Origin of the sequence: Lentilitoribacter sp. Alg239-R112 (assembly GCF_900537175.1) — a bacterium.
Classification (GTDB): Bacteria; Pseudomonadota; Alphaproteobacteria; order Rhizobiales; family Rhizobiaceae; genus Lentilitoribacter.
The window spans coordinates 2076295-2098087 of the sequence record NZ_LS999833.1; the positions used below are offsets into that span (position 1 = coordinate 2076295).

General features: G+C 48.4%; 23 protein-coding genes and 1 pseudogene. 3 read left to right on the forward strand and 21 right to left on the reverse strand.

Features of this window, described 5'->3' with window-relative positions; genetic code table 11:
* Nucleotides 1–99 precede the first annotated feature (99 nt).
* Both G3W54_RS10300 and G3W54_RS10305 read right to left on the reverse strand, forming a co-directional pair.
* Nucleotides 100–1545, reverse strand: coding sequence for an extracellular solute-binding protein (locus tag G3W54_RS10300; protein ID WP_162652969.1), 1446 nt, complete (start codon nucleotides 1543–1545; stop codon nucleotides 100–102).
* A 25-nt stretch (nucleotides 1546–1570) separates the two neighbouring features.
* The gene (locus tag G3W54_RS10305) at nucleotides 1571–2530 is read right to left on the reverse strand and encodes a sugar-binding transcriptional regulator (protein WP_162652970.1); all 960 of its coding nucleotides are present in this window, start codon (nucleotides 2528–2530) and stop codon (nucleotides 1571–1573) included.
* Between the two features lie 311 nt (nucleotides 2531–2841).
* On the opposite strand from G3W54_RS10305, the gene G3W54_RS10310 reads away from it, so the two are divergent.
* Nucleotides 2842–3594, forward strand: coding sequence for an IS6 family transposase (locus G3W54_RS10310; RefSeq protein ID WP_162652971.1), 753 nt, complete (start codon nucleotides 2842–2844; stop codon nucleotides 3592–3594).
* A 22-nt stretch (nucleotides 3595–3616) separates the two neighbouring features.
* Here G3W54_RS10310 and G3W54_RS10315 read toward each other — a convergent pair whose 3' ends face one another.
* Nucleotides 3617–3808 carry an SDR family NAD(P)-dependent oxidoreductase gene (locus tag G3W54_RS10315; RefSeq protein WP_162652972.1) on the reverse strand — a complete coding sequence of 64 codons (192 nt, stop codon included), beginning with the start codon at nucleotides 3806–3808 and terminating at the stop codon, nucleotides 3617–3619.
* Between the two features lie 24 nt (nucleotides 3809–3832).
* Nucleotides 3833–4147 carry an iron-containing alcohol dehydrogenase gene (locus tag G3W54_RS10320; RefSeq protein ID WP_162652973.1) on the reverse strand — a complete coding sequence of 105 codons (315 nt, stop codon included), beginning with the start codon at nucleotides 4145–4147 and terminating at the stop codon, nucleotides 3833–3835.
* A 70-nt stretch (nucleotides 4148–4217) separates the two neighbouring features.
* Here G3W54_RS10320 and G3W54_RS10325 point away from each other — a divergent pair.
* Nucleotides 4218–4950, forward strand: a pseudogene (locus tag G3W54_RS10325) (IS6 family transposase).
* A gap of 91 nt (nucleotides 4951–5041) precedes the next feature.
* On the opposite strand, the gene G3W54_RS10335 reads toward G3W54_RS10325, so the two are convergent.
* The 12 genes from G3W54_RS10335 to G3W54_RS10390 are packed head-to-tail and all read right to left on the reverse strand — an operon-like array spanning nucleotide 5042 to nucleotide 15608.
* On the reverse strand, nucleotides 5042–6331 hold the full coding sequence (locus G3W54_RS10335) for an L-fuconate dehydratase (RefSeq protein WP_162652974.1): 1290 nt from the start codon (nucleotides 6329–6331) through the stop codon (nucleotides 5042–5044).
* Nucleotides 6328–7170 carry a fumarylacetoacetate hydrolase family protein gene (locus G3W54_RS10340; protein WP_162652975.1) on the reverse strand — a complete coding sequence of 281 codons (843 nt, stop codon included), beginning with the start codon at nucleotides 7168–7170 and terminating at the stop codon, nucleotides 6328–6330. The genes G3W54_RS10335 and G3W54_RS10340 overlap by 4 nt, the downstream gene beginning before the upstream one ends.
* An 18-nt stretch (nucleotides 7171–7188) precedes the next feature.
* A complete protein-coding gene (locus G3W54_RS10345) occupies nucleotides 7189–7926 on the reverse strand; it encodes an SDR family oxidoreductase (RefSeq protein WP_162652976.1) in 738 nt (245 codons plus the stop codon).
* The gene (locus G3W54_RS10350) at nucleotides 7923–8786 is read right to left on the reverse strand and encodes an amidohydrolase family protein (protein ID WP_162652977.1); all 864 of its coding nucleotides are present in this window, start codon (nucleotides 8784–8786) and stop codon (nucleotides 7923–7925) included. Before G3W54_RS10350 ends, G3W54_RS10345 begins: the two co-directional genes overlap by 4 nt.
* Nucleotides 8783–9685 (reverse strand): aldo/keto reductase, encoded by a 903-nt coding sequence (locus G3W54_RS10355; protein WP_162652978.1) that lies wholly within the window; start codon nucleotides 9683–9685, stop codon nucleotides 8783–8785. The genes G3W54_RS10350 and G3W54_RS10355 overlap by 4 nt, the downstream gene beginning before the upstream one ends.
* Nucleotides 9682–10476 carry an ABC transporter permease gene (locus G3W54_RS10360; RefSeq protein WP_244627871.1) on the reverse strand — a complete coding sequence of 265 codons (795 nt, stop codon included), beginning with the start codon at nucleotides 10474–10476 and terminating at the stop codon, nucleotides 9682–9684. Before G3W54_RS10360 ends, G3W54_RS10355 begins: the two co-directional genes overlap by 4 nt.
* Nucleotides 10473–11297, reverse strand: coding sequence for an ABC transporter permease (locus G3W54_RS10365; protein ID WP_162652979.1), 825 nt, complete (start codon nucleotides 11295–11297; stop codon nucleotides 10473–10475). The genes G3W54_RS10360 and G3W54_RS10365 overlap by 4 nt, the downstream gene beginning before the upstream one ends.
* Nucleotides 11294–11620 (reverse strand): hypothetical protein, encoded by a 327-nt coding sequence (locus G3W54_RS10370; protein WP_162652980.1) that lies wholly within the window; start codon nucleotides 11618–11620, stop codon nucleotides 11294–11296. Before G3W54_RS10370 ends, G3W54_RS10365 begins: the two co-directional genes overlap by 4 nt.
* Nucleotides 11617–12405 (reverse strand): ABC transporter ATP-binding protein, encoded by a 789-nt coding sequence (locus G3W54_RS10375; protein WP_244627872.1) that lies wholly within the window; start codon nucleotides 12403–12405, stop codon nucleotides 11617–11619. The genes G3W54_RS10370 and G3W54_RS10375 overlap by 4 nt, the downstream gene beginning before the upstream one ends.
* A gap of 11 nt (nucleotides 12406–12416) precedes the next feature.
* Nucleotides 12417–13454 (reverse strand): ABC transporter substrate-binding protein, encoded by a 1038-nt coding sequence (locus G3W54_RS10380; RefSeq protein ID WP_162652982.1) that lies wholly within the window; start codon nucleotides 13452–13454, stop codon nucleotides 12417–12419.
* A gap of 37 nt (nucleotides 13455–13491) precedes the next feature.
* Nucleotides 13492–14955, reverse strand: coding sequence for a sulfatase-like hydrolase/transferase (locus tag G3W54_RS10385; protein WP_162652983.1), 1464 nt, complete (start codon nucleotides 14953–14955; stop codon nucleotides 13492–13494).
* Nucleotides 14952–15608: a GntR family transcriptional regulator gene (locus G3W54_RS10390; protein WP_162652984.1), complete on the reverse strand. Its 657-nt coding sequence runs from the start codon at nucleotides 15606–15608 to the stop codon at nucleotides 14952–14954. The genes G3W54_RS10385 and G3W54_RS10390 overlap by 4 nt, the downstream gene beginning before the upstream one ends.
* Before the next feature lie 221 nt (nucleotides 15609–15829).
* On the opposite strand from G3W54_RS10390, the gene G3W54_RS10395 reads away from it, so the two are divergent.
* Entirely contained in the window at nucleotides 15830–16540 is a 711-nt protein-coding gene (locus tag G3W54_RS10395; protein ID WP_162652985.1) for an IS6 family transposase, read from the forward strand.
* A gap of 135 nt (nucleotides 16541–16675) precedes the next feature.
* Here the strand turns inward: G3W54_RS10395 and G3W54_RS10400 are convergent, their stop codons facing one another.
* The 5 genes from G3W54_RS10400 to G3W54_RS10420 form a co-directional block, all read right to left on the reverse strand.
* Nucleotides 16676–18112: an aminotransferase class V-fold PLP-dependent enzyme gene (locus tag G3W54_RS10400; RefSeq protein WP_162652986.1), complete on the reverse strand. Its 1437-nt coding sequence runs from the start codon at nucleotides 18110–18112 to the stop codon at nucleotides 16676–16678.
* 189 nt (nucleotides 18113–18301) lie between these two features.
* The gene (locus G3W54_RS10405; protein ID WP_162652987.1) at nucleotides 18302–19498 is read right to left on the reverse strand and encodes a cytochrome P450; all 1197 of its coding nucleotides are present in this window, start codon (nucleotides 19496–19498) and stop codon (nucleotides 18302–18304) included.
* Nucleotides 19499–19542: 44 nt separating this feature from the next.
* Nucleotides 19543–19947: an OsmC family protein gene (locus tag G3W54_RS10410; RefSeq protein WP_162652988.1), complete on the reverse strand. Its 405-nt coding sequence runs from the start codon at nucleotides 19945–19947 to the stop codon at nucleotides 19543–19545.
* Between the two features lie 12 nt (nucleotides 19948–19959).
* Nucleotides 19960–21252, reverse strand: coding sequence for a TRAP transporter large permease subunit (locus G3W54_RS10415; protein WP_162652989.1), 1293 nt, complete (start codon nucleotides 21250–21252; stop codon nucleotides 19960–19962).
* A complete protein-coding gene (locus G3W54_RS10420) occupies nucleotides 21252–21749 on the reverse strand; it encodes a TRAP transporter small permease (RefSeq protein ID WP_197742822.1) in 498 nt (165 codons plus the stop codon). Before G3W54_RS10420 ends, G3W54_RS10415 begins: the two co-directional genes overlap by 1 nt.
* Nucleotides 21750–21793 lie beyond the last annotated feature (44 nt).

The window sequence follows — 21793 nt, forward strand, 5'->3', positions numbered from 1 at the left end:
GAGTTGATCTGGAGTAGTTTATTAATTTGACGTTATATTTCAAGACTCACCCCGCGGAGAGAACGGGATGAGTCAGTTTGCTGAAACCTCTTGGGAGGACTAACCGAGACCGGCTTCTATCAGCTGTTTATCGACACTCTGAGCAAGTTGATCGAGCCCCTCATCAACTGGCAGTTCATTCGCAACCATTTTCTGAAGAGTTGCTGCCCATTCTGTTGTCAAATCGAAGAATAGCGGCTGAGCTGTGAAGTGAATCTTCGCACCCGGTGCTGAAAGATCATGCATTTCCACATATCCAGGATAGCTCTTATCCAAACGGGCACGGAAGTCGGTATTAGCCCAAACAGACTTACGAACAGGGTTCACAAAATCCATCTGCGTTGCGCCAAAGAGTCCGTGCTCAGGCCCGGAAGCCCATTGCATAAAGTACCATGTAGCATCCTTCTTCTTACCAGCAGTTGCCATGGCCAATGACCAAATCCAAATATTTGGTGTCGGAGCATCTGCATCTGGGTTAGCTGCGAACGGTGAGAAAGCAAGATTACCAGCTTCCGCATTATCGCCACCATTCATGAAGTAACCAAGAATATCAGCATCGAAGATCATTGCTGATTTACCGGCACCCAGATCGGTTCCAGCTTGATACCAAGTATGTGTTGACCAATCAGGTGCACCACTATCTTGAATCATTTTCACCCATTGAGAATGGAAACCACGAGATACATCTGTGTTCATTGCAGCTGATAACTTACCATCTGCAGAAACATTTAAATCCTTCTGACCGAAGTTCGCATAGCCGGAAAGAAAGCCGGGGTGAATAGTTGCCCATGAACGGGAACCACGAACACCAATACCATATGAAGCAATGCCATCAGTCTTGGCTTTTAGTGCTGTATCTGCCAATTCGTCCATGTTTGTAGGAACAGATAAACCACCAGCCTTAAACATACGCGCGTTGTATGAAAGATTATTTTGCTCATAGCCCCATGGAATACACCATTGTTTAGCATCATCAGACCCAAGCTCACCACCTGGCTTGCCGTTCCATGCGCATGAATCCCTAACACCCTCAAGCATGTCTTCCCAATTGTAATCAGGATTTGTCTTCGCAGGATCACTGATAAATTCATTTAAATCATCAACCCATCCGGCAGGGCCATATGTCCAAGTCATGTAGGCGCCTGTCATGAATGCATCATACTCTGATGATCCAGATGAAAGAGCAGCTGTAACTTTGTCGAAATAAACATCTTCAGGGAAGATGTCATATTCAACTTCTATTCCTGTCAATTTTTTAAAATTCTCTAGGTTGGCGATCATAGCATCTGCATATGGATGCTTGTTCAGTAATAATTTTACTGTCGTACCCTTGTGCTTTTGCCAATCAAAGCCATTTTGAGCCAATGCTTCAGTTGCAACAGAATTTAACAATGTTCCAGCTGTTGCAGCTGTAACACCCATGACACCAAGTCCACGAATAAGAGACCGTCGATCTATTTTGCCATCAACATATGTTTTGATTAAATTCTTTTCTTTCTCATGCATTGTTATTCCTCCCAGTGTTTTTGGATTAGTCCAAAGTTAGAAGCGCATTTGCAGTGCGCTCATCGGTGATGAGACCTTTCAAAAGACCACTCATCAAAACAGACCCAATTGCACGGGTCTTACTATTACCGCCACCAACGGCGACAATTCTGCTTTTCTCTATATCTGCCAACTCTACTGAAACAGTTCGCGATGTAAGATTGGTTTCAACATTCTGCCCCTTCTCGTCAAAGAAATGACCTAGCAATTCTCCCACGCCATTTGCGCGAACGACATCATTGATCTCTTCTGGCGCAATCATACCAGACTCCACCAGTTGAGCAGTCGGATCTACAGCTCCAATGCCCACGAATTTAAGCTTTGATAATGCCGCCATTGCCATCACATCTGTCACGCCGCGCTGAGACAACAAAATTTCGCGATCTTCTTTAGAATTTGCGAAAAAGGGAACTGGCATAACAAAAGCATCCGCACCTGTTTTCTCAGCAAGACGATGCATCACATCGTGTGGATTGGCAGAGAAATTTTTATTCAAACCACCTAACAGTGAGACAAATTGTGTTTTGCGTGCATCCAATTTCGGCAATTGCGTCACACACGAAGCAAGCGTTCTACCGTGACCCAAGCCGATAAGTTCATGCTCACCACTATGAATTTCGCGCTGCAAAAACTTTGCCCCGGCGACACCCAGAACACCTAACGGCACATCGTCGTCATTAACATTCGGAACAACTTCACAATAATCCAATCCAAACCGTTCAGAAATCCTATTTTCTAACGACACACACTCCGAAATTTCACCATCAATGATAAATTTGACAGCGCCGTCTTGATTTGCCCTCATGATAAGCCGATGCGCTTTGATGCTTGTCACACCTAATTTATCAGCTACGTCAGATTGTTTGAGACCACCAACATAATGAAACCAAGCAGCCCTTACAGCTAGACTAGCCTCATCCTGACGTGCGGTTGCGGGAGCTGCCAATTTGTACCTCTTTTAACAATAATTCAGTCGTTATGTAATTTATTACAGTTATTGTTATTTTTGTCAATCTTTGAATTGTATATAGTCAACAGGCGATGTCACATTAATCTACTATCAATGATATTTGTTATAGACACTGTTGGATGAGCCAAGATCCAGTAAGTTATAAACATCACCGTTTTCCACCCGAGATTGTTGCCCGAGCCGCTTGGCTGTACTTTCGGTTCGGGCTTGTCGCAAAGTTTTCCAATTAACTCAATTTTGAGATTTTAGTGATGAAACGGAACTCCAATTTTCTGGAGTATTGCGTTATGATCCTTAATGAGCTTATCAAAAAGCTGAAGTCTCGATCCAAGAATGATTTCAAAGGACGCCAGTTTGAAGGGTGGCTGATCATTCAAGCTGTCGCTTGGTATTTGCGTTACCCGCTAAGCTATCGAGATCTTGAAGAAATGTTCTTGGAGCGTGGATTTGAGGTCGATCATAGTACAATTAATCGTTGGGTCTTGACCTATGCTCCTATGATAGAGAAACGATTGCGTCAGTTCCGGAAACCACATTGTGGTTCAATTCGAATTGATGAAACTTATGTCAAAATTCGCGGACAATGGAAGTATCTGTACCGAGCTATCGACAAACACGGCAACCCTGTAGATTTCCTACTTACCTCAAAGCGTGATTTAAGTGCAGCTAAGCGGTTCTTCCACAAGATGCTCAAGGATGAGCCCTTGCTCGCACCACAAAAACTTGGAACCGATGGTGCAAACACATTTCCATCCACAATCAAAACGTCTATCGAAGAAGGGTTGCTCCGTCCCGACCCTGTACATTACGTCACCAAACACTTGCAACAAGGCATTGAAAGTGACCATTTCAGAGTTAAAAAAAACATGCCAAAAGTTGGTGATTTTCAATCCTTCAATACGGCCAGGCGAACCATTGCTGGTTTCGAAGCCATGTTGTGGTTGAGGAAAGGCTTTGGCAATTCTTACAGTTGGAATGTTAACAATCAGAATGAATTACTCGGGCACCTATTCGGACTTCAATGGGTTAACAAAGTATGAATGCAGCGAAGGCCAGGGTTAATTACGCCCTGAGATAATCTTTGCGACAAGCCCGGCGATCTGCATTAGCCAATGCATCTGAATCAATGTCGGTCAGGACTACCTGCGCACCCGCTTCCAACATAGCTTCAGCGATACTGTAGCCTATGCCGTGAGCCGCCCCTGTAATGACGACACGTTTTCCTTCCAGTTTAAATCGATCAAGATAGGCCAAAGCAAGTAAGCCATCATTGTGTGGCTACGACAGGAAGCGTAGCGCACTGACAACCTCCTCCTCAGACACTTGTTGGGGCTCGTTGTGGATGATCTCACCCTTCTGACATGAGCGCATGGCCACGCGGGCAAGCTTGTCGTCACTGGGGTCAATAATGCCGATTTCTGACAGCGTTGTTGGCAACCTCACTGAGCGACAAAACGAACTAATTTCATCGAACTCATCTAGGCGCCCTTGTATGAAAAGACCTGCCAAAACACCTATAGCGACCTTCTCTCCATGAAGAGCATCATGCACATCATCCAGTTCACAAAGACCATGATGAAGGTAGTGTCGCAAAGTTTACGATCAGTTCATTTTGATTTTGTAATAGACCTTTAGTTCAGCATCTATTCAAATCGAGATTTCAATGATTAACTTTAATGGTAGCCACTACCCAAAAGGAGTTATCCTGTACGCAGTTTTCTTCTATGTCAGATACGCCGTTTCCTATCGTGACTTAGAAGAAATAATGGCGGAGCGAGGTGTAGAAGTTGACCACGCAACACTGAACAGATGGGTGGTTAAGTTTAGCCCATTGATTGCCTGTGAAGCTCAGCGGAGAAAGTCTGCAACCAACAATTCGTGGCGCATGGACGAAACCTACATCAAAGTGAAGGGCAAGTGGACTTACTATTATCGTGCTGTCGACAAGAATGGCAAAACCCTTGATTTCATGTTGTCTGAGCAACGGGACGCCAAAGCAGCTCGGCGTTTTTTCAAACAAGCCATTGATACTAACGATGTGCCAGACAAGGTGGTTATCGACAAGAGTGGGGCTAATTTGGCCGGGCTGTAATGGACCAATGTGATGTTGAAATTCTCGGACGAAAGTAAATTGATCAAGATATTGCAGGTAAAATATCTCCTTCTCACGCATTTAGAATGCGCTGTTAGAATGCGCTGTCAGGCAACGGAATAATATCGTAGAACAGGATCATAGGTTTATCAAAAGACTGGCGCGCGCCATGATGCACTTCAAATCGTTCCGCTCGGCTTCAGCAACGCTGCAAGGCATCGAGATTGCACATATGATTCGCAAACGTCAGTTCGGTAGAACCAACAAATCTGCATTCCAACAATTTGCTGCGCTCGCCGGATAATTGTGTCCACAGATAAGATAAATTTACCCTACACTAAACTTTGCGACACTACCAAATCTCCAATGGTCAGTAATCTGTCGCCGACCAATGGTCATTCGGCGGTCAGGACACGTTGGAAGGTATATTCAATGATGCTTTCCGGCTTCATCTCGATCGAGAACCCTGGAAGGAATGGGGTCAAATAGGCACCGTTTTCGATGATACAAGGATCAACAAAGTGCTCGTGCAAGTGATCCACAAATTCGATCCGTTTGCTGTCTTTTTCGCCCGTAATCGCGAGGTAATCGATCATCGACATGTGCTGGACGTATTCGCACAAGCCAACACCGCCTGCGTGCGGCCAAACCGGTAAGTCGTATTTTGCGGCCATCAGCATCACGGCTAACACCTCGTTCAGCCCGCCCATGCGACAGCTGTCAATCTGCACGATGTCAATCGCGCCGTCCTTGATGAACTGTTTGAACATGATCCTGTTCTGACACATCTCACCAGTCGCCACTTTGATCGGAGCAATCGCCTCGCGGATGGTTTTATGGCCCGAGACATCGTCGGGCGATGTGGGTTCTTCCATGAAGTACGGCTTGGCGAACGCGAGTTCCTTGATCCATTCGATAGCCTGATCAACTTCCCAGACCTGATTGGCGTCGATCATGATGTTCATGTCCCAGCCCAGTTCTTCGCGCGCGATGGTTAGGCGGCGGATGTCGTCTTGTAGATCGCGGCCAACCTTGAACTTGGTATGGGTGAAGCCCGCGTCTTTGGCCTCGCGGCACAGACGGCGCAATTTGTCGTCGGGGTAGCCGAGCCATCCCGCTGACGTCGTGTAACAAGGGTATCCTTCCGCCTTCAGTTTTTCGATCCGCGCGGCCTTACCACCTGCAGCCTCTTGCAAAATTGCAAGCGCCTCGTCTGGGGTGATCGCGTCCGTTATGTAGCGGAAATCGATCAAGCTGACGATTTCTTCGGGGGACATTTCCCCAACCAATTGCCAAACTGGTTTGCCCGCGTCTTTGGCCCACAGGTCCCACACCGCGTTGACCACCGCCCCCGTGGCCAGATGGATCGCACCCTTGTCAGGTCCAATCCAACGCAACTGGCTGTCGGATGTCACGTGGCGCCAAAAACGGCCCATGTCTTCTTTGATCCAGTCCAATTCAAGCCCCACCAATCGGTCGCGCAAGGCATGGATTGCGGCCACGCAAATCTCGTTCCCGCGCCCGATGGTGAACGTTAAACCGTGGCCCTCGTGTGCGCCGTCGGTTTCCAACACAACATAAGCCGCCGAATAATCCGGATCAGGGTTCATCGCGTCTGATCCGTCCAAGCTCTCGGACGTGGGGAAGCGCAAATCATGGGTGCGTAAACTGATAATTCTTGTCATGCGGAGGCCTGTACCGTTTGACGCTGCACGCCAAGGCCTTCGATCCCAAGCTCCATCACGTCGCCCGGTTTCAGATATGTTTCAGGGGTTTGCCCCATGCCCACGCCTGGTGGCGTCCCGGTCGAGATCACATCACCCGGCTGCAGCGACATGAACTGCGACAAGTGCGAGATGATCGTGGCCACATCAAAGTGCATCGTGCGGGTCGAACCATCCTGATAACGATAGCCGTTTACTTCGAGATACATGGATAGGTCTTGGGGGTTCCCGACCTCGTCACGTGTCACTAACCATGGGCCAATTGGCCCAAACGTATCGGCAGATTTGCCTTTAACCCACTGACCAGAGCGATGGATTTGAAAGTCGCGTTCAGACAGATCGTTTATCACGCAATAGCCCGCAACATGATCCAGCGCGTCTTCCTTGCTGACATACTTGGTGTGCTTACCAATCACCACGCCCAGCTCAACCTCCCAATCGGTCTTGACCGAATTGCGCGGAATATCGACCATGTCGTTCGGGCCTGTGATGGCAGAGGTTGCCTTGAAGAAGACAACCGGTTCTTGCGGCAGCTCCATTCCGCTTTCGGCGGCGTGGTCGGCATAGTTCAGGCCAATACAGATAAACTTTCCGACGTTGCCGACGCAGGAGCCAAGGCGTGTCTCTGAATCCACAACTTGCAACTTGGTGGGGTCCAATACGCGCACTCGATCCAACACCTCATCAGACAGCGCACTGCCGCTCAGATCATCGATGTAATCAGAAAGATCCAAGATCACCCCTTCAAACAACAGACCGGGTTTTTCTTCGCCTGCGGGGCCATAACGTAGTAATTTCATAGGTATCTCCGGTTAATTTCAGATGGCCCAGCCGCCATCGATGACGTGGGTCTGGCCTGTAGTAAATGCGCTGTCGTCGCTAGCGAGGTACAGGGCGAGGGATGCGATTTCTGCGGCATGTCCGATGCGGCCCAAAGGCTGACGGGCGATAAAATCTTTCAGTGCCTGATCATAATCGCCAGTCGCGCGCAAACGGTCATGCAAACTGGGGCTTTCGACGGTACCCGGACAAATGGCGTTGCAACGCACCTTGTCGGTTACGTGATCCGCCGCGACTGCCTTGGTCAGGCCGATAACGGCTGCCTTGGATGCACAATAGGCCAAGCGATTTGGCACGCCCTTGATCGAAGAGGCCACGGACGACATATTGATGATCGACCCGCCGCCAATCACAATCATGCCTGGCAGAATCAATTTGATCAACCGGTATTGCGCCTTCACATTCAGATCAAAACTGAAGTCCCAGTCTTTCTCGTCACATTCCGCAATCGCGCCATTGGCAACATAACCGGCACAGTTGAACAGTGCATTCAAAGGCCCGATATCGGCAATCGCAGCTTCCACAGCAGCACCGTCCAACACATTCAACGCACGTGCCGTGATCCCATCAATCGCATCAAGCTCAGCCAATGCGGCTTCATTGATATCCGTCGCAATCACCCGTGCTCCCTCGGCCGCAAACATCTCAGCGGTCGCGCGACCAATCCCTTGTCCCGCAGCGGTGATAAGGACGGTTTTGCCTTTTAGTTTGGTCATGCGATGACACCTTTTGGATTTAATCGTGGATACCAATTGATCGCGCAATCATACCAAAGCGCGGCTTGTTCTAAGCTGTTGAAATCACGTGACATGGCCCAAGACACAAGGCTTGCCACCCAGACCTTTTCGAGTTCGGTCAATTGCGCGACAGGAAAATTGCTGGCAGCCATCAACCGCTGTGGACCGAATTGCGTACATACGAAATCCATCACAGCGAACAGGTCGACGTCAGTCGGCATTCCCTCGTAGGGCTCAATCAAGCCGGACATCTTAGTTGCGACGTTCGGGCGTTTGGCCAGTTTTTGCAAACCGTTGCGCCATGCATGATTTGACAAGGCGTTTTGTGGCGGAAGTCCGCAATGATCCAACACGATTTTACCTGAGAATTGATCAGCAAGGTCACAGGAGAATTCAAGTTGATCTACAGGTGCTAAAAGTTCAATCGTAACATTATCGTTTGCCAATAGGGTCAAGACTGCCATTGGTTCATCATTCAGCAACCGACCCGGATTCGACATTCTATTTAGCATCAATCGAACCCCGCAAACACAAGGCTGAGCAATCAACTGTTTGGCGCGATCCAAGGCATCGGTTGCAGTTGGATCGATCCATGCCACCACACCAGCAATCTGGTCTAACCGAGATGCATGTTTGATCAACCACTCCGAATGGCTATCGTCAGGGGCGGATTGCACCACAATTGCGCGACTGAACCCACAGCCTGCTAAATGCGCTCGCAAAGCAACGCTTGTCGCTTTGTCATTCAGTTCGGGATGCGTATCGCAGATCAAAATGTCGTCACGACGTTGTGGATCCCAAAGGTGAACATGAGCGTCTATGGCATTTTCCATCATCATGCCCGCAACCCCAAGGGTGCGACGTTTTCCCAAAACTCTTGCGGGATATTGGTTTTCAATGCGGACAGGCTTTGCTCAAGCTGACAGGCCGTAGAAACACCTAACAAAAGGGTGTCGACCGCCGAATGACGTGTTGGAAAAGACAAAGCTGCGTTTATCAATTGGATTCCACTTGCTTGTGCAAGGTCATGTATTCGGGTGGCGGCGTCACGCTCAACGACAGTCGCTGGGCGATAATCAAACGATGCCGCCTCAACAGGCCGTTTAGCCAGCAAGCCAGAATTTAATACACCACCCGCAACAACGGCTGTGCGTTTCTGGGCGCACAACGGCAACAGATTTCGAGCGGCACTTCGGTCAAGCAAGGTCCAGCGCCCCGCCACCAGAACCACATCGGCTGCGCCGCGATAGATAGCTGCAATTAAGCCAGCATTTGTATTACACCCAGCGCCGATCAAACCTATCTCCCCCTTAGCTTGCAGGTCTTTGAGAACGGGTAAGGCTTCGGCTAGCGCCGCCTCAGGTGCCATTTCGATATCATGCAGGAAAACGCAATCTAGGTAGTCACGACCCAATCGGTCTTGCGACCGCCGAATGGAAGCTCGCGTGGTTGCTTCGGAGAAATCCCAAACATCCGGAGTATCATTTGGGCCTGGTGCGGCCACACCGAGTTCGCGATAGCGGCCAACCTTTGTCGACACAAAAACATCGCGTGCAGCCTGAGATTTCAAGACCTTACCAAGACGAATTTCGGCCTGCCCGCCGCCGTAAAGCGCCGCTGTATCAAAGTATTTAATACCGCTGTCCAAAGCCAACGACAATGTCCGTTCGGCCTCTGACAGATCAGTAAGCGCAAGCGCGGCAGTGCCAAGCCCGAGTGAGGGAACCTTCTCCATCATGACACAAGACCCCAACGACGGACTGTTACGCGTTCAATTGGAACAAACAACAACCGGTCAAGGACTAACCATAATATGCCGATCAAGATCATGCCCAGTACGACAATCTCTGTTTGATACCACTGGACCGCTTCGAGTGTCATATAGCCGATCCCGTTTGTGCCCGCGATCATTTCAGCGGCCACAAGGGCACGCCAACCGTAGGCCATCGAGGTCCGCAGCCCGACAAGTATCTGCACCAGTGCACCAGGTACAACGACCGTTGTTATGACGTCCCAGCGATTAGCTCCGTGAGACTGCGCCGCGCGATACAAGACCGGCGGAATAGATTGCACACCAATTACGGTCGAATAGATGCTTGAAAAGAAAATCGTATTCACGATCACAAAAAGAACCGATCCCCCTCCGACGCCAAACCAAATAATGGCCAGCGGCACCCAAGCGATGCCGGCAATCGATTGAAAAAAACTGAGAACTGGCGTCAATGTCTCAGCCACAGCACGGTTCAGCGCAATTGCCAACCCAAGTGGAATAGCAATCAGATTGCCCAAAACATAGGCTGTTGCAAGTCGTTGAAGGCTTGCCCAGACCTCTGACAATAGGCTCCCGTCAAGCAGCATGTCCTGAAAAATGCCCCAAACTTTTCCGGGTGATGGCAATTTATAGGCCGGTATATCGGAAATTTGCGGGGTCAACGCCCATGCAGCCAAAATAACGATAAACGGTAAAAGCCCTGTGACCAACGCAGGACTGATACGTGGCTTAGGCGGCATTTGGATTGCAGTGTTCATGTATTGCCCCCTTGGTTGCGGACAAGACCCCACCGCACGATTGTTGCTTGTTCGACAGGGCGTAAAAGCAATCTATCAATAAGCAGCCACATAACGCCCATCATGATCATACCGACAACGACCCGATCGGTTTGCCGTGTCGTGGCACCATCAAATATCAAGAAACCGATGCCAGATCCCGCGGCAATCATTTCTGCAAAAATAAGCCCTCGAAACGCAAACCCTGCGCCTACGCGAAAACCTGTAGTGATGTTGGGCAACGCTGACGGAATAACCACGGTTGTAAGCACTTGCCAGCGCGTAGCACCCAATGTTTGCATCGCATTGATCAATACGCGCTGGACGGTCTGCACGCCCGTAAGTGTGTTGTAGAGAACTGGAAAGAAGACGACATATGCAATCGCGATTACGATGGTGTTAAAGCCGTAGCCAATCCAAATCACCAGCAAGGGGATCCATGCGACCTCGACGATTGCGTAGAAAAAGTTGATAATTGGACCCAAAAGACGTGACCAGAACCGTGACAGCCCAATCAACAAACCAAACGCCAAGCCAAGACCTAGCCCTGTTGCCACACTCACTGAATAGCGGACTGCGCTGTCAACTAAATATTCTGGCAGGATCCCTTTTTTCGTCAATTCCACAAAAGCGGCGAATACGTCAGTGGGGGCTGGGTAAAAGTATGCGGGTAAGGCAATGATCCATACTGAAACCTGCCAAGTGACAAGGACGCTCACTATCCCAAGGATACCGCGCCACTGAGCAGTAGATACAATCGGACGCCCATGTAGATTTTGAACATTATCAGTTGGGTTTGTCATCGTGCAGCCTCGTAGGTCTCGATCCTTTCAATCCAATAGTTCCGCGCCAATTGCCGTAACTCTTGGGGATCGCTAGACAAGATTACAGCCCGCCCGTCTGCCCAGCCTTGGTATCGCCCAACATCTTGAAACTTTTCGAGATGGAACCTCTCTGGAGTGAACCCCAAACTGATCACTACGTCTGGCCGACCGGAAAGATCTATGTCCGCAAGATTTCGCGCAGAGGTGAATTGGCCAATCAAATTAGTCAAGATTAACATGACTGCTAATCCACTAAGCGTCATGAGCGGTGTGCGCCAAGCTGGGTGAATGGATAAGGTCATCGGCTCGGGTCTCTGACCAGTTTCATGACTTTGTCCCGCAATTCAACAAACTTGGGATCATTGGAAATCGTGTCCCAGTGACGTGCTTCGCGTGGGATATCGATGTCGACGATTTCACGCACGTAACCTGGGCCAGGTGTCAGAACAGCAACACGGTCGGCAAGGAATACTGCCTCTTCGACCGAGTGTGTGATGAACAAAACGGTAATGGGGTGCGCGTCCCAGACCCTCAAAAGTTCCTCTTGTAAGGAAAGTCGTGTCTGCGCATCCACAGCTGCAAACGGCTCGTCCATCATCATAATTTCGGGTGTATTGGCCAAGGTGCGAGCAACCGCAACGCGTTGACGCATACCGCCGGACAATTCGTGAGGGTATTTCTTCGCTGCATCGGCGAGCCGTGCCATCGTCAGGTATTTCATTGCAGTATCTTCGCGCTCGACCTTCGGAACGCCGCGATACTTTAGCCCGATCGCGACATTATCCAAAACTGTTTTCCAAGGCAGCAATGCATATTCTTGAAAGACAACACCGCGGTCCGCACCGGGCTGAGTAATAGGTTTTCCATCCATCATGATGGTGCCATCGCGGGGAGACATAAACCCCGCGATGGCTGACAATAAGGTGGATTTGCCGCAACCCGAGGGGCCAACGACGCACAGAAATTCGTTCCTGTTGATGTCGAGGTGTAAACCCTCAACTGCTACGTTGGATTCGCGCTGTTCTTCGTTGACGTGAACAAGTGTCACATCGTCGATTACGATTTTTATTTCTCGGGTTGCTGACATTTTCATTGACCTCAGTAAGCTGCGCGGTCAGCAGGGATGGGATCGAGATCTGAGAACACTTCAGGTGTGTTCGCCTGCACTCCAGCTAAGAACTGCGTGTCGATTGCGCCCGATGGATCAAAGTTTTCGTCAATCCGTCCAAGCCCCATCAAGAATGGAATTGTCTTTTCCTGATACATTTGAGCGGTATATGTCGACATACGCGGATCAAGGTTTACACTGCTTAGAGCGAGCGTCATTGTTTCCAGATCAACACCCTGAATCCAGCGCATATTGATTTCGGCTGCATCCGCAGGATTCTGCCTTACCCACTGCTGGCTCTCTGCAAAGGCTTCCATGAATTTTTGAAGTGTCTCTGCATTGTCCGCAACAGCTGACTGGGTTGTCAGGATGGTACCGGGGTCATAACACTGCGGGCATCCCCCGGCCTGTACCAGAACCGAACCTTCGACTTTGGTCACTGCTGTGGCACCCCAAGGCTGCCAGATGGCGACAGCATCGACATCGTTTTGATTGAGCGCTGTTGTCAATTCAGCTGGCGGAACGTTGATCAACTCAACATCATCCTCACCCAAACCAGCCGCTCCAAGTGCACCCAGCAAAAAACCTTCGGCTCCGGTTCCACGTGGTAGGCCGATCCGTTTGCCAGCCAATGCCGCAATGTCCCCAGCTGCAACACCTGACGCTTCAGAGGCGACAATCGATTGGTTATCTGAATATGAGTCCCGATTTGGATCACCGTGCAAATGCCCAATGAGAACAAGTGGGAAACCCCGCGCAAGTCCGCTCAGGTATGGCACAGAGCCCATGACGTTCACTTCTTGCGCGCCATTCAAAAGGCCATTCACCATGTCGACACCAGATTGGTACATGACAACTTCGGCATCTAGACCGTGCGCAGCAAAGATGCCGCGTTCCACACCGACAAACACCGGTGAGTGGTCAACTGCGCCCGCAGCACCGATACGTATTTGTTCTAGGTCTTGGGCAAATGCGCCTCCCGACAACGTCGCTGCGACCACCGCAGAGATAAGTAATTTCTTAAGCATGTTAGTTCCTCCATAAGTTTGCTTTAATCTGTTGTTTCTACTCCAACCTGTTGATTTCCGGTGAAAAAGTCCAAATATGGCTACTGACGGGCTGTACGTTCTTTGCCCATTCAAGCAGTAAATCTTTTTCGATACGGCGTGTTTTCATCCGTTCAACGATGTCCTGAGGGTTCCAATCCTGAGTGAGCTTTTGCATGAGCGCTTCGAGCTTCTCACGGTGTTCTGGCAACGCCGCTAGGTCGGTTGTTTCCAGCGGATCGTTTTCCAGATCAAACAACTGTGGAGCCTCACTGTCGTAGATGCATAATTTCCAATTATCTGCGCGGATCATTCGCTGTTGAACTGCGCGCGCGCCCGTCCAATGCGGCACAGGATCAGTGCAATATTCGGAAAATGTTTCGTTGAGCCAAGGAGCAGAAGAGGTTTTCGCGACATCCCAAAAACTCTTACCATTGGCATGTGGGAGTTGCGACGCGCCCATCGCTTCGAGCATGGTTTGGCTCAGGTCCACCAGATTGACGACCTGTTTGCGAACTTCACCCGCGGGTAACACACCAGGCAAACGCATAACCAGGGGCACTTTCACAGATTCATCAAAGAACGTATGTTTCCACCATAGACCACGTTCCCCCAAATGATCACCATGATCAGAGGCATAGACAATCAGTGTGTCGTCCAGCAAACCAGCTTCCTCAAGTGCATCCAAAACACGTCCGATCATCTCGTCCATGCGGTGAACCAGCCCACAGTACGCTGTTCGAGCTCTATCAGTCTGTTCCGGCGTTACGGTATCAATGCCACGATCTTTTCGCCACCAGGCGTGAAACTCGTGTTCGTCGTCAACCGGCTTTTGCTCTGGCGGAGGCACCATGCCTTCGTAGATCTTGTAAGCCTCTTGATCGACAACATATGGTGGATGCGGCAACATCAACCCAACGGTCAAACAAAACGGCTTACCAGCGGAATTTAAAGCCAGAGCCTCATTCTTGAGCCAGCTCTCGGCAGCCGTCGTGACATCTTCGTCTTTTTCCTGATACGCGCTGTAACCCGCTCCCGCCTTTTCAAGTGACTCTGGTGTCGGATCGTTTGTTCCCTCCAACACCCCCAATGATTGGCGCGCACCGCCAGGCCAATTCGGGCTGTGGTCACCCACTGGGCGATCCCCATATCCATGTAACTGATCAGGGCCGATGGCATGCAATCGACCAATCAAGGTCGTCTGGTATCCTTTCGCTCCGGCAGCGTGCAGCCACGTCGGCAGATCTGAACGCAAGATGTCATCGTTCACCCAACAATCTTGACGGCTCGGCCAACGCGCTGTCAGCATCGCCATTCGGCTCGGCACACAAATTGGCGAGGGACAATATGCATTATCAAACCGCACGCCTTCCGCTGCCAACCGATCAATATTGGGCGTTTGCACAACCTTGTCACCATAACACCCAGACATCTTTTGATTATGCTGATCCGAGAACAAGAATAGGATATTTGGCCGCTTCATGAGAAATCCTCTGGCTGCCCCAAAGACCGTCGCCACGATGTGCGCAGATGATCTCTCAGAGCAACCACCGCGGCTTCCTCATTCTCATCCAGAAGAGCGTCAATTATCCCGATGTGTTCTTGCATTGCGGCCTTGAGCCGCTTGGACGTGTATTTACCATTGAGGCGGATCAGTCTGATCTTGTCCTCCAACAGCCGGTAAGATTCATGTATAAGTTCATTCGAATAAGCCCCCATCAATAAGCTATGCAGCTCTAGATCTACGTTCAAACCAGCTTGAAAAAGCTCCGCTGAACTGTCAGTTTCTGCCTGCTCAATGATGGATTTAGTGCGATTGCGCAGATCATTTAACGCCGAGCTATCAGAATTTCTGGCCATGCGCCGCACTGCCTCGGATTCGATGATGATACGAAACTCGAACGCATCATTGATGAACCTAACATTCACATCGGCAATCTGAATTCCGCGCTGCGCAATCAAACTAATCAACCCGTCTGATTCGAGTCGCTTAAGAGCCTCCCTCACCGCACCCATGGGTAGATCCAAAAGATCGCACAGTTCACGTTGCGAAACGAACTGGCCAGGTTTCAGTGATTGTTCAAAGAGGCTTTCCCGAAATTTTGTGTAGGCTATTTGGCGCAATGGTGCAGGCATAATTTTCTCCCTGATATCTAATTAAACACAAATTGAGTACTTAGTAAATACTTAATCAGTATATTCCAATATTGATGCAGGAAATGTTCGCTCAATGCAATTGATTTTATTCGTAAATTTTGAAAACCAGAAGTGGATCGGAGAATTTGAACAAGAGATGCAGGTGCGGCTGAGGATATTGCCAAGTTATTTCAGATCTCCGCATCTTGTAGTCAAATGCGATGAATAATTTAGCAGTCTTGCCCCGCCTCAAGGGCTACCGTTTTTCGCGAGCGATCATATCATACGCCGTTTGGACGTATCACCGCTTCAATTTGAGCACTGCCGATGTCGAAGGTCTTTTGGCAGAACGCGGGATCACTGTTAGCCGTGAAGCGATCCGTCTTTGGGTCAATCGTTTTGGTCAACATTTCGCAGATTGCATTAGGCGCGATCGTCCGCGGCCGAACGACAAGTGGCATATAGACGAAGTCGTGATTACGATCCGTGGTCGGAAACACTGGCTATGGCGCGCGATCGACGCAAATGGTGACGTTCTTGATATCCTGGTGCAAACACGTCGTAATGCCAAAGCAGCAAAGCGCTTTTTCAAAAGATTAGTTGTAAGGTTTGGGGAGCCTAGGGTCGTGATCACCGACAAATTACGCAGTTACATCAAACCTATCAAAACACTGGCAAAGAACGCTGACCATCGCGCCCACAAAGGCCTGAATAATGCGATCGAGGTGTCACACAGGCCGACCCGCAAACGAGAGAAGATAATGGGCCGGTTCAAATCTCACCGACAGGCTCAGAGGTTTCTGCTTGCGCATGACCAGATCAACTTGATCTTCCGCCCCCGCCGCTACCAACTCAATGCAGCCTCTTACCGCCACGCCCGTTCTGATGCGTTTAGTCTCTGGGCCGACTACACCACAGAAATGAAGGCTTGATCTAGCCATCCACAACCCTTTACAATCTGGTGCAAACAACTTGGCAATACCAAACCCAGCATATCTGCTTTAAGTTCTATAACAGACATAATTCACCATCTTTTAAAAGACAGTGCCGTGTCAATTCCGGAGCTTCTAGGCGATCTCAGCCTTCTCGACGGGAATCATGAATCTCGCGGTTTCCGGATCAGCGGTATATCTCATTTCTAATTCCTCCAAACGGTCCGTTAGGTCATTTACGCTATCTATAACGTATTGAACTTTTTCGTTGCTCATGAGGTAACTGAAATTCAAACGCACCCAACCCGGTTTTGACAATTCTTTTCCTTGGTTGAGTTTGTTGAATAATTCTGCGGATTCCACTTTATCTATGTTCAGAAGGCGATGTGCATAAGCTCCTGCACACGCACATCCCCCTCGCGCTTGAATACCATATACATCGCTCAACATCCGCGTGAACAGTTGATGGTGGAAATGTGATCCGTCTGACCGAGATACCAAAAATGAGAAAATGGGCAAGCGGTGTGGGTGATTAATTCCAAGTAAAGTTAAGTGAGGGTTTTGTGACCAAGACTCTATGGCCATATTGTTCATCTCCGTTTCCCTGCTAGAAATCAATGATTGCCCAATTTCATCTTTTATAATGAATGCAAGCGCGGCACGAATATCGCCAACGACATTTGGTGTACCGGATTCTTCACGACCGGCGATGCTGGGTGAATAACTATGATCCCATGGGGAAACAAAAGTAACCGTCCCTCCGCCTGGCCAAGATGGCGTTTGGCGCAATACAGAATTATCTCGAACAATTAGAATGCCACTGCCGCCCGGACCACCGGGAAACTTGTGGGGAGACAAAACAACCGCATCTTTTTGACAATCGGCGGCAGGGTTCATATCAATAGGTAGATAGGGGCCGCCTCCTGCATAATCCCAAACCGATAGCGCGCCGTTCTTTTTAAGCAATCGAGTTATATCATCAGGTTGTGTGATAATACCTGTGACATTAGATGCCGCAGAAAAGCTACCGACTTTCACATTGGCCTCACGATGTTCTTGAAGTGCTTTTTCCAAGGCTTCCAGATCAGGGCCGCCTTGATCCGCCTCTGGAATTTCAACAACCTGAGCATTAGATTCACGCCATGGCAGCAAATTGGAGTGATGCTCGTAGGGACCAATGAATACGACAGCATTGCGAGCTTCATTGATGCCAAATAGAGAAATTAGTTTGTTTAGTCCTGCTGTAGCGCCAGAGCCTGCAAAAACCACACTGCACGATTCTGCATTGGTTAACTTCGAGATTTCACTACGTGCCTCTGCGCGTAGTCGCGTCATAAACGAACCGCAATAAGATGCCTCAGTATGACTATTTGCATAATACGGCAGGACGGATTTAAGGATATAATCCTCGACTTGTCTGAGCGCACGCCCAGAAGCAACATAATCTGCATATACCAAAGGCACATCATCAAAGAGTCCTGGTATCAGAGTACCATCTCCAATTACACCTTCGCGGATCATTTGAACAATGTTTTTGGCTTTTAGAGATTTTCGAAACGCAGATAGTGTCATGAGTATCCTCCTGCGAATAATTTACTTCATTCACGCGCAGAAATTGACCCAAACATTCTAGAACTTAAGATATTAATGGTGGAGACAATCGAAAATACACGAAGTTTCATATCATTTGATTGAACCAATATATGTATGCATGTTTCTTGGGTGTCCACGATATATAGCAATATTTGTTTTGCGAATTATCTATGCCAATTGAACTGGTAAAGAAGCGAGGCCTCTAAACGCAAAACCACGAAATTCAACCTTGTAATCAATGGCAGGACGAAGTTTGGGAAACTGACAAAAGAGCTTAGGAAGGATGGTGCTGCAAATCAGTCTGCGGTACATGCCGCTTCCAAGACATCTATGTGGACCAGCACCAAAAGTATGATTCTCAATTGACGGTCGGTGAATATCAAACGTTTGCGGATCCAGCCAGTAGTCCTCATCATGATTAGCTGAGCCTTGTATAACCATGATAGCTTCTCCAGCAGGCAAAGTAATTCCACGCAATTCAATGCATTTCTTGACAATCCGAGGGCTTACCTGAATAGGAGCGACCCATCGCAATGCTTCCTCACATGCTAAACTCCAGTTCCCGGTTTTAAGACAATAATTAAGTTGAGCAGGATTTTGTAATAAGCCATGTAATGTTGTTAGTAATGCATCTCGCATTTCAATTGCGGCGCCTCCAATACAAATTTTCATGTTCGTACGGATTTGACTGAGGGGAATTGGGTTGGGTTGATTGACCATTGATGATAATATAGATGCATTTGGATTGGCTCGATGAGCCACAATCATTTGATCAAAACATTGGTTCATTTCTTCGTTAGCTTGATCGCTTGATCTGAACACCGCGACATTAGAACAGGAGTTCATTGCACCGTTGATGAGCGCTGTTGCCCATTCAAACAACTTGTCATCAAGTGCAACGTTTATACCTAGAATGTTTTTCAGACACTTTGCCGAAATCGGAGCCGCCAAGGATGGCAATAGATCTACAATTCCAGTTTCAGGAAGTTGATTGATTACCTGGTCAACCACGCTCTTAAATATCTTCGGCCAGGTACTACACAAATGACGCTCATGGAACGTTGTAGCCATGGCTTCTCGTTCTCGCAAATGTGCTGGCCCGTCTTTTCGCATCAATGTATGCCCACCAAATGCACGGTGCATAGGTGAATGTGTATCGAAAGATCCGAAATGTTCAGTATCTGTTTTCGCCAGATAAACATCATCTGCTTTAGTCAGAACAATACGATCAATAGCCTGAATTCGTACAATTGGTGCATCTTTACGCAAGCGCCGGTATACACTAACCGGATCATGATCCAGCATTTGCAAGGTCGTCAAAGTGTCTAGTGGTATATCGTGGTTTGAATAGGAGAAGCTGGTCAATATATATTTCCTTGATCAGGCATCGACCACTTACAAATGGTCAATTAATTTTCAACAGCTGAGAGATTAACCTCGCTTTTAAGAGAATTACTAACTGTGCAAATTGCTTTCGCTTGTTTCAGGAGACGAGGTATCATTGTTTTGTCATTTACAACATCGCCAATAATCATGATTTCAGCACTTTCAATCCACCCTGGAAGTTCCGCAGATTTTGTCGCTGTAACTTTCACACGGAATGGATTGAGACTTACTTTTTGGCTGTTGGCAGCCCATTGCAATGATTTTACGATGCATGAACCCAGTGATGCGATCAGTGTATCAACCGGAGAGTCGTCCGGCGGATAGGATGTGATTTTCCCCGTCTCCCCAAACGAATACAAAAGCTGATCATCTCCATTAAATGTCACAAACACTGGACCAAACGGCTTTTGTTTTACTTTCAATATCATACTTTATTCCTTTTAAAAGAGAAGGTTTGGTAGAAACAACGCCAATACTGGGAACACCGTAAGCATTAAAATCATAATCAGATGGATAATCCAGTAGGGGGTAGTGGCAATGGCCACTCGACCAAGACTGACTTCATTATTTGTAAGGGCAGTGAGCACCGACAGGTTTAATCCCACTGGCGGTGTCACCTGACCGATTTCAATCACAATAGTAATCAGAACACCAACCCAGATAGGATCAAAACCAAGACCGGTCAGAAGAGGAAATACGACTGGAAGTGTCATAATCATCAGGGACAATCCATCGAAGAAACACCCCAAAATAAGGTAGATCAAAACAACTATCAGCAACACGCTATATGTCCCGAGCCCGCTGTCAGCCACGGTTGCCAGGATCTGCTGGGGTATTCCCAATATACTTACCGATTGCGCTAGAATTGTCGCGCCAAGTACCAAAAATCCGACAGAGGAGAAAAGCAGGACCGAATGGTAGACAGCTTCAATCAGTTTGTTCCAGGTCAACTCCCCCCAGATTGATGAAATGATAACAGCAAGAACAACACCCACACCTGCCGCTTCCGTTGGTGTAGCTAATCCACCAACAATACTGCCGATGACAGCAATAATTAATGCCAGAAGAGGCCAGATTTGTCTGAATCCCAGAATTGCTTCCCAAAAGGATACAGGTGTTTGATCTCGCGGTGCGATCTTTGGATTTCGCATGCTCTTTATCAGAAGATACAGCATAAACATTCCGCCAACCAAAAAGCCAGGAATGATGCCAGCTGCAAATAGACGTCCGATAGATGTCTCGGTCAGCGCTCCAAAAATCAAAAAAGATAAGCTGGGTGGTATCAGCAATCCAAGTGTACCGCCGCCGGCAAGACTACCGACAACGGTATCTTTATCATAACCGCGTTTTGACATTTCCGGGTATGCGACAGAACCAACTGCGGCAGCTGTTGAAAGGCTGGACCCGCTAACCGCACCAAATAATGTGCATACCGCGATATTGGTATGTAATAAACCGCCGGGTATTTTTCGAAACAAAGGAGAAAACGCAGAATAAGCCTTCTCACTAATTCCGCTGCGCAAAAGTACCTCACCCAAAAGTATAAACATAGGAACAGCACTTAATGTGAAAGAATTGAATACTCCCCAGATCGCATCCACAGCAAGAGATGTCGCTCCGTTTGAGAAGAAGTAGAGGATAATCAGCCCTGTTAGGCCGAGCGCTGCTCCAAGTGCAACACCAGTTCCTGCAGTGGCAACTAATCCACCGATAAGCGTAAGCCAAAATGACATTATGAAGTCTCACTGATCAGGGAGGGTTGTTCATCTATTTCGTGATCGTCAGCCATGCTGATTATTCCCAGCAGACGCGCCAAGAAGATTAATCCCGTAAGAGTAAGTGAAAAGGGCATCAATGCCATCCATGGATAGAGTAAAATCCGCGAGGTTTCAGTTTTAAGGTTTCGCTTGAATGCGAATTCGAACCATGGGATGGATTCGATAATAAGCCACCCAAAGAAGATTAACCCTACAAGTAAAGCAGCGATTTGTACGATCTGACGCAGTTTCCCACTGAACAAATCAACCAGTAATCCCACTCGAACATGATTTGCTTTCATTGTGACCATGGGAAGACCGAGAAACAGTGAGACGCTGAGAAGCAGACCGACTACTTCTTCGGTTATATGAATTGGCGTATTTGCAAATTTCCGCATCATCACGCTCGTAACAATAATAACGACGATCGCAACCATTCCTAAAGCGGACGCGACGGCGCAAGAGAGGGCCATATAATTTAGCCCTCTCGCAGTGATCTTTCTTATAGTCTCAAACA

Coding starts and splice junctions, on each gene's coding strand:
- G3W54_RS10390 (WP_162652984.1), bottom strand. CDS start 15,608: ATGCCTGCACCATTGCGCCAAATAGCCTACACAAAATTTCGGGAAAGC.
- G3W54_RS10350 (WP_162652977.1), bottom strand. CDS start 8,786: ATGATGATGGAAAATGCCATAGACGCTCATGTTCACCTTTGGGATCCA.
- G3W54_RS10385 (WP_162652983.1), bottom strand. CDS start 14,955: ATGAAGCGGCCAAATATCCTATTCTTGTTCTCGGATCAGCATAATCAA.
- G3W54_RS10310 (WP_162652971.1), top strand. CDS start 2,842: ATGATCCTTAATGAGCTTATCAAAAAGCTGAAGTCTCGATCCAAGAAT.
- G3W54_RS10360 (WP_244627871.1), bottom strand. CDS start 10,476: ATGAACACTGCAATCCAAATGCCGCCTAAGCCACGTATCAGTCCTGCG.
- G3W54_RS10365 (WP_162652979.1), bottom strand. CDS start 11,297: ATGACAAACCCAACTGATAATGTTCAAAATCTACATGGGCGTCCGATT.
- G3W54_RS10400 (WP_162652986.1), bottom strand. CDS start 18,112: ATGACACTATCTGCGTTTCGAAAATCTCTAAAAGCCAAAAACATTGTT.
- G3W54_RS10415 (WP_162652989.1), bottom strand. CDS start 21,252: ATGTCATTTTGGCTTACGCTTATCGGTGGATTAGTTGCCACTGCAGGA.
- G3W54_RS10345 (WP_162652976.1), bottom strand. CDS start 7,926: ATGACCAAACTAAAAGGCAAAACCGTCCTTATCACCGCTGCGGGACAA.
- G3W54_RS10335 (WP_162652974.1), bottom strand. CDS start 6,331: ATGACAAGAATTATCAGTTTACGCACCCATGATTTGCGCTTCCCCACG.
- G3W54_RS10355 (WP_162652978.1), bottom strand. CDS start 9,685: ATGATGGAGAAGGTTCCCTCACTCGGGCTTGGCACTGCCGCGCTTGCG.
- G3W54_RS10300 (WP_162652969.1), bottom strand. CDS start 1,545: ATGCATGAGAAAGAAAAGAATTTAATCAAAACATATGTTGATGGCAAA.
- G3W54_RS10420 (WP_197742822.1), bottom strand. CDS start 21,749: ATGGCCCTCTCTTGCGCCGTCGCGTCCGCTTTAGGAATGGTTGCGATC.
- G3W54_RS10395 (WP_162652985.1), top strand. CDS start 15,830: ATGAATAATTTAGCAGTCTTGCCCCGCCTCAAGGGCTACCGTTTTTCG.
- G3W54_RS10410 (WP_162652988.1), bottom strand. CDS start 19,947: ATGATATTGAAAGTAAAACAAAAGCCGTTTGGTCCAGTGTTTGTGACA.
- G3W54_RS10380 (WP_162652982.1), bottom strand. CDS start 13,454: ATGCTTAAGAAATTACTTATCTCTGCGGTGGTCGCAGCGACGTTGTCG.
- G3W54_RS10340 (WP_162652975.1), bottom strand. CDS start 7,170: ATGAAATTACTACGTTATGGCCCCGCAGGCGAAGAAAAACCCGGTCTG.
- G3W54_RS10370 (WP_162652980.1), bottom strand. CDS start 11,620: ATGACCTTATCCATTCACCCAGCTTGGCGCACACCGCTCATGACGCTT.
- G3W54_RS10375 (WP_244627872.1), bottom strand. CDS start 12,405: ATGTCAGCAACCCGAGAAATAAAAATCGTAATCGACGATGTGACACTT.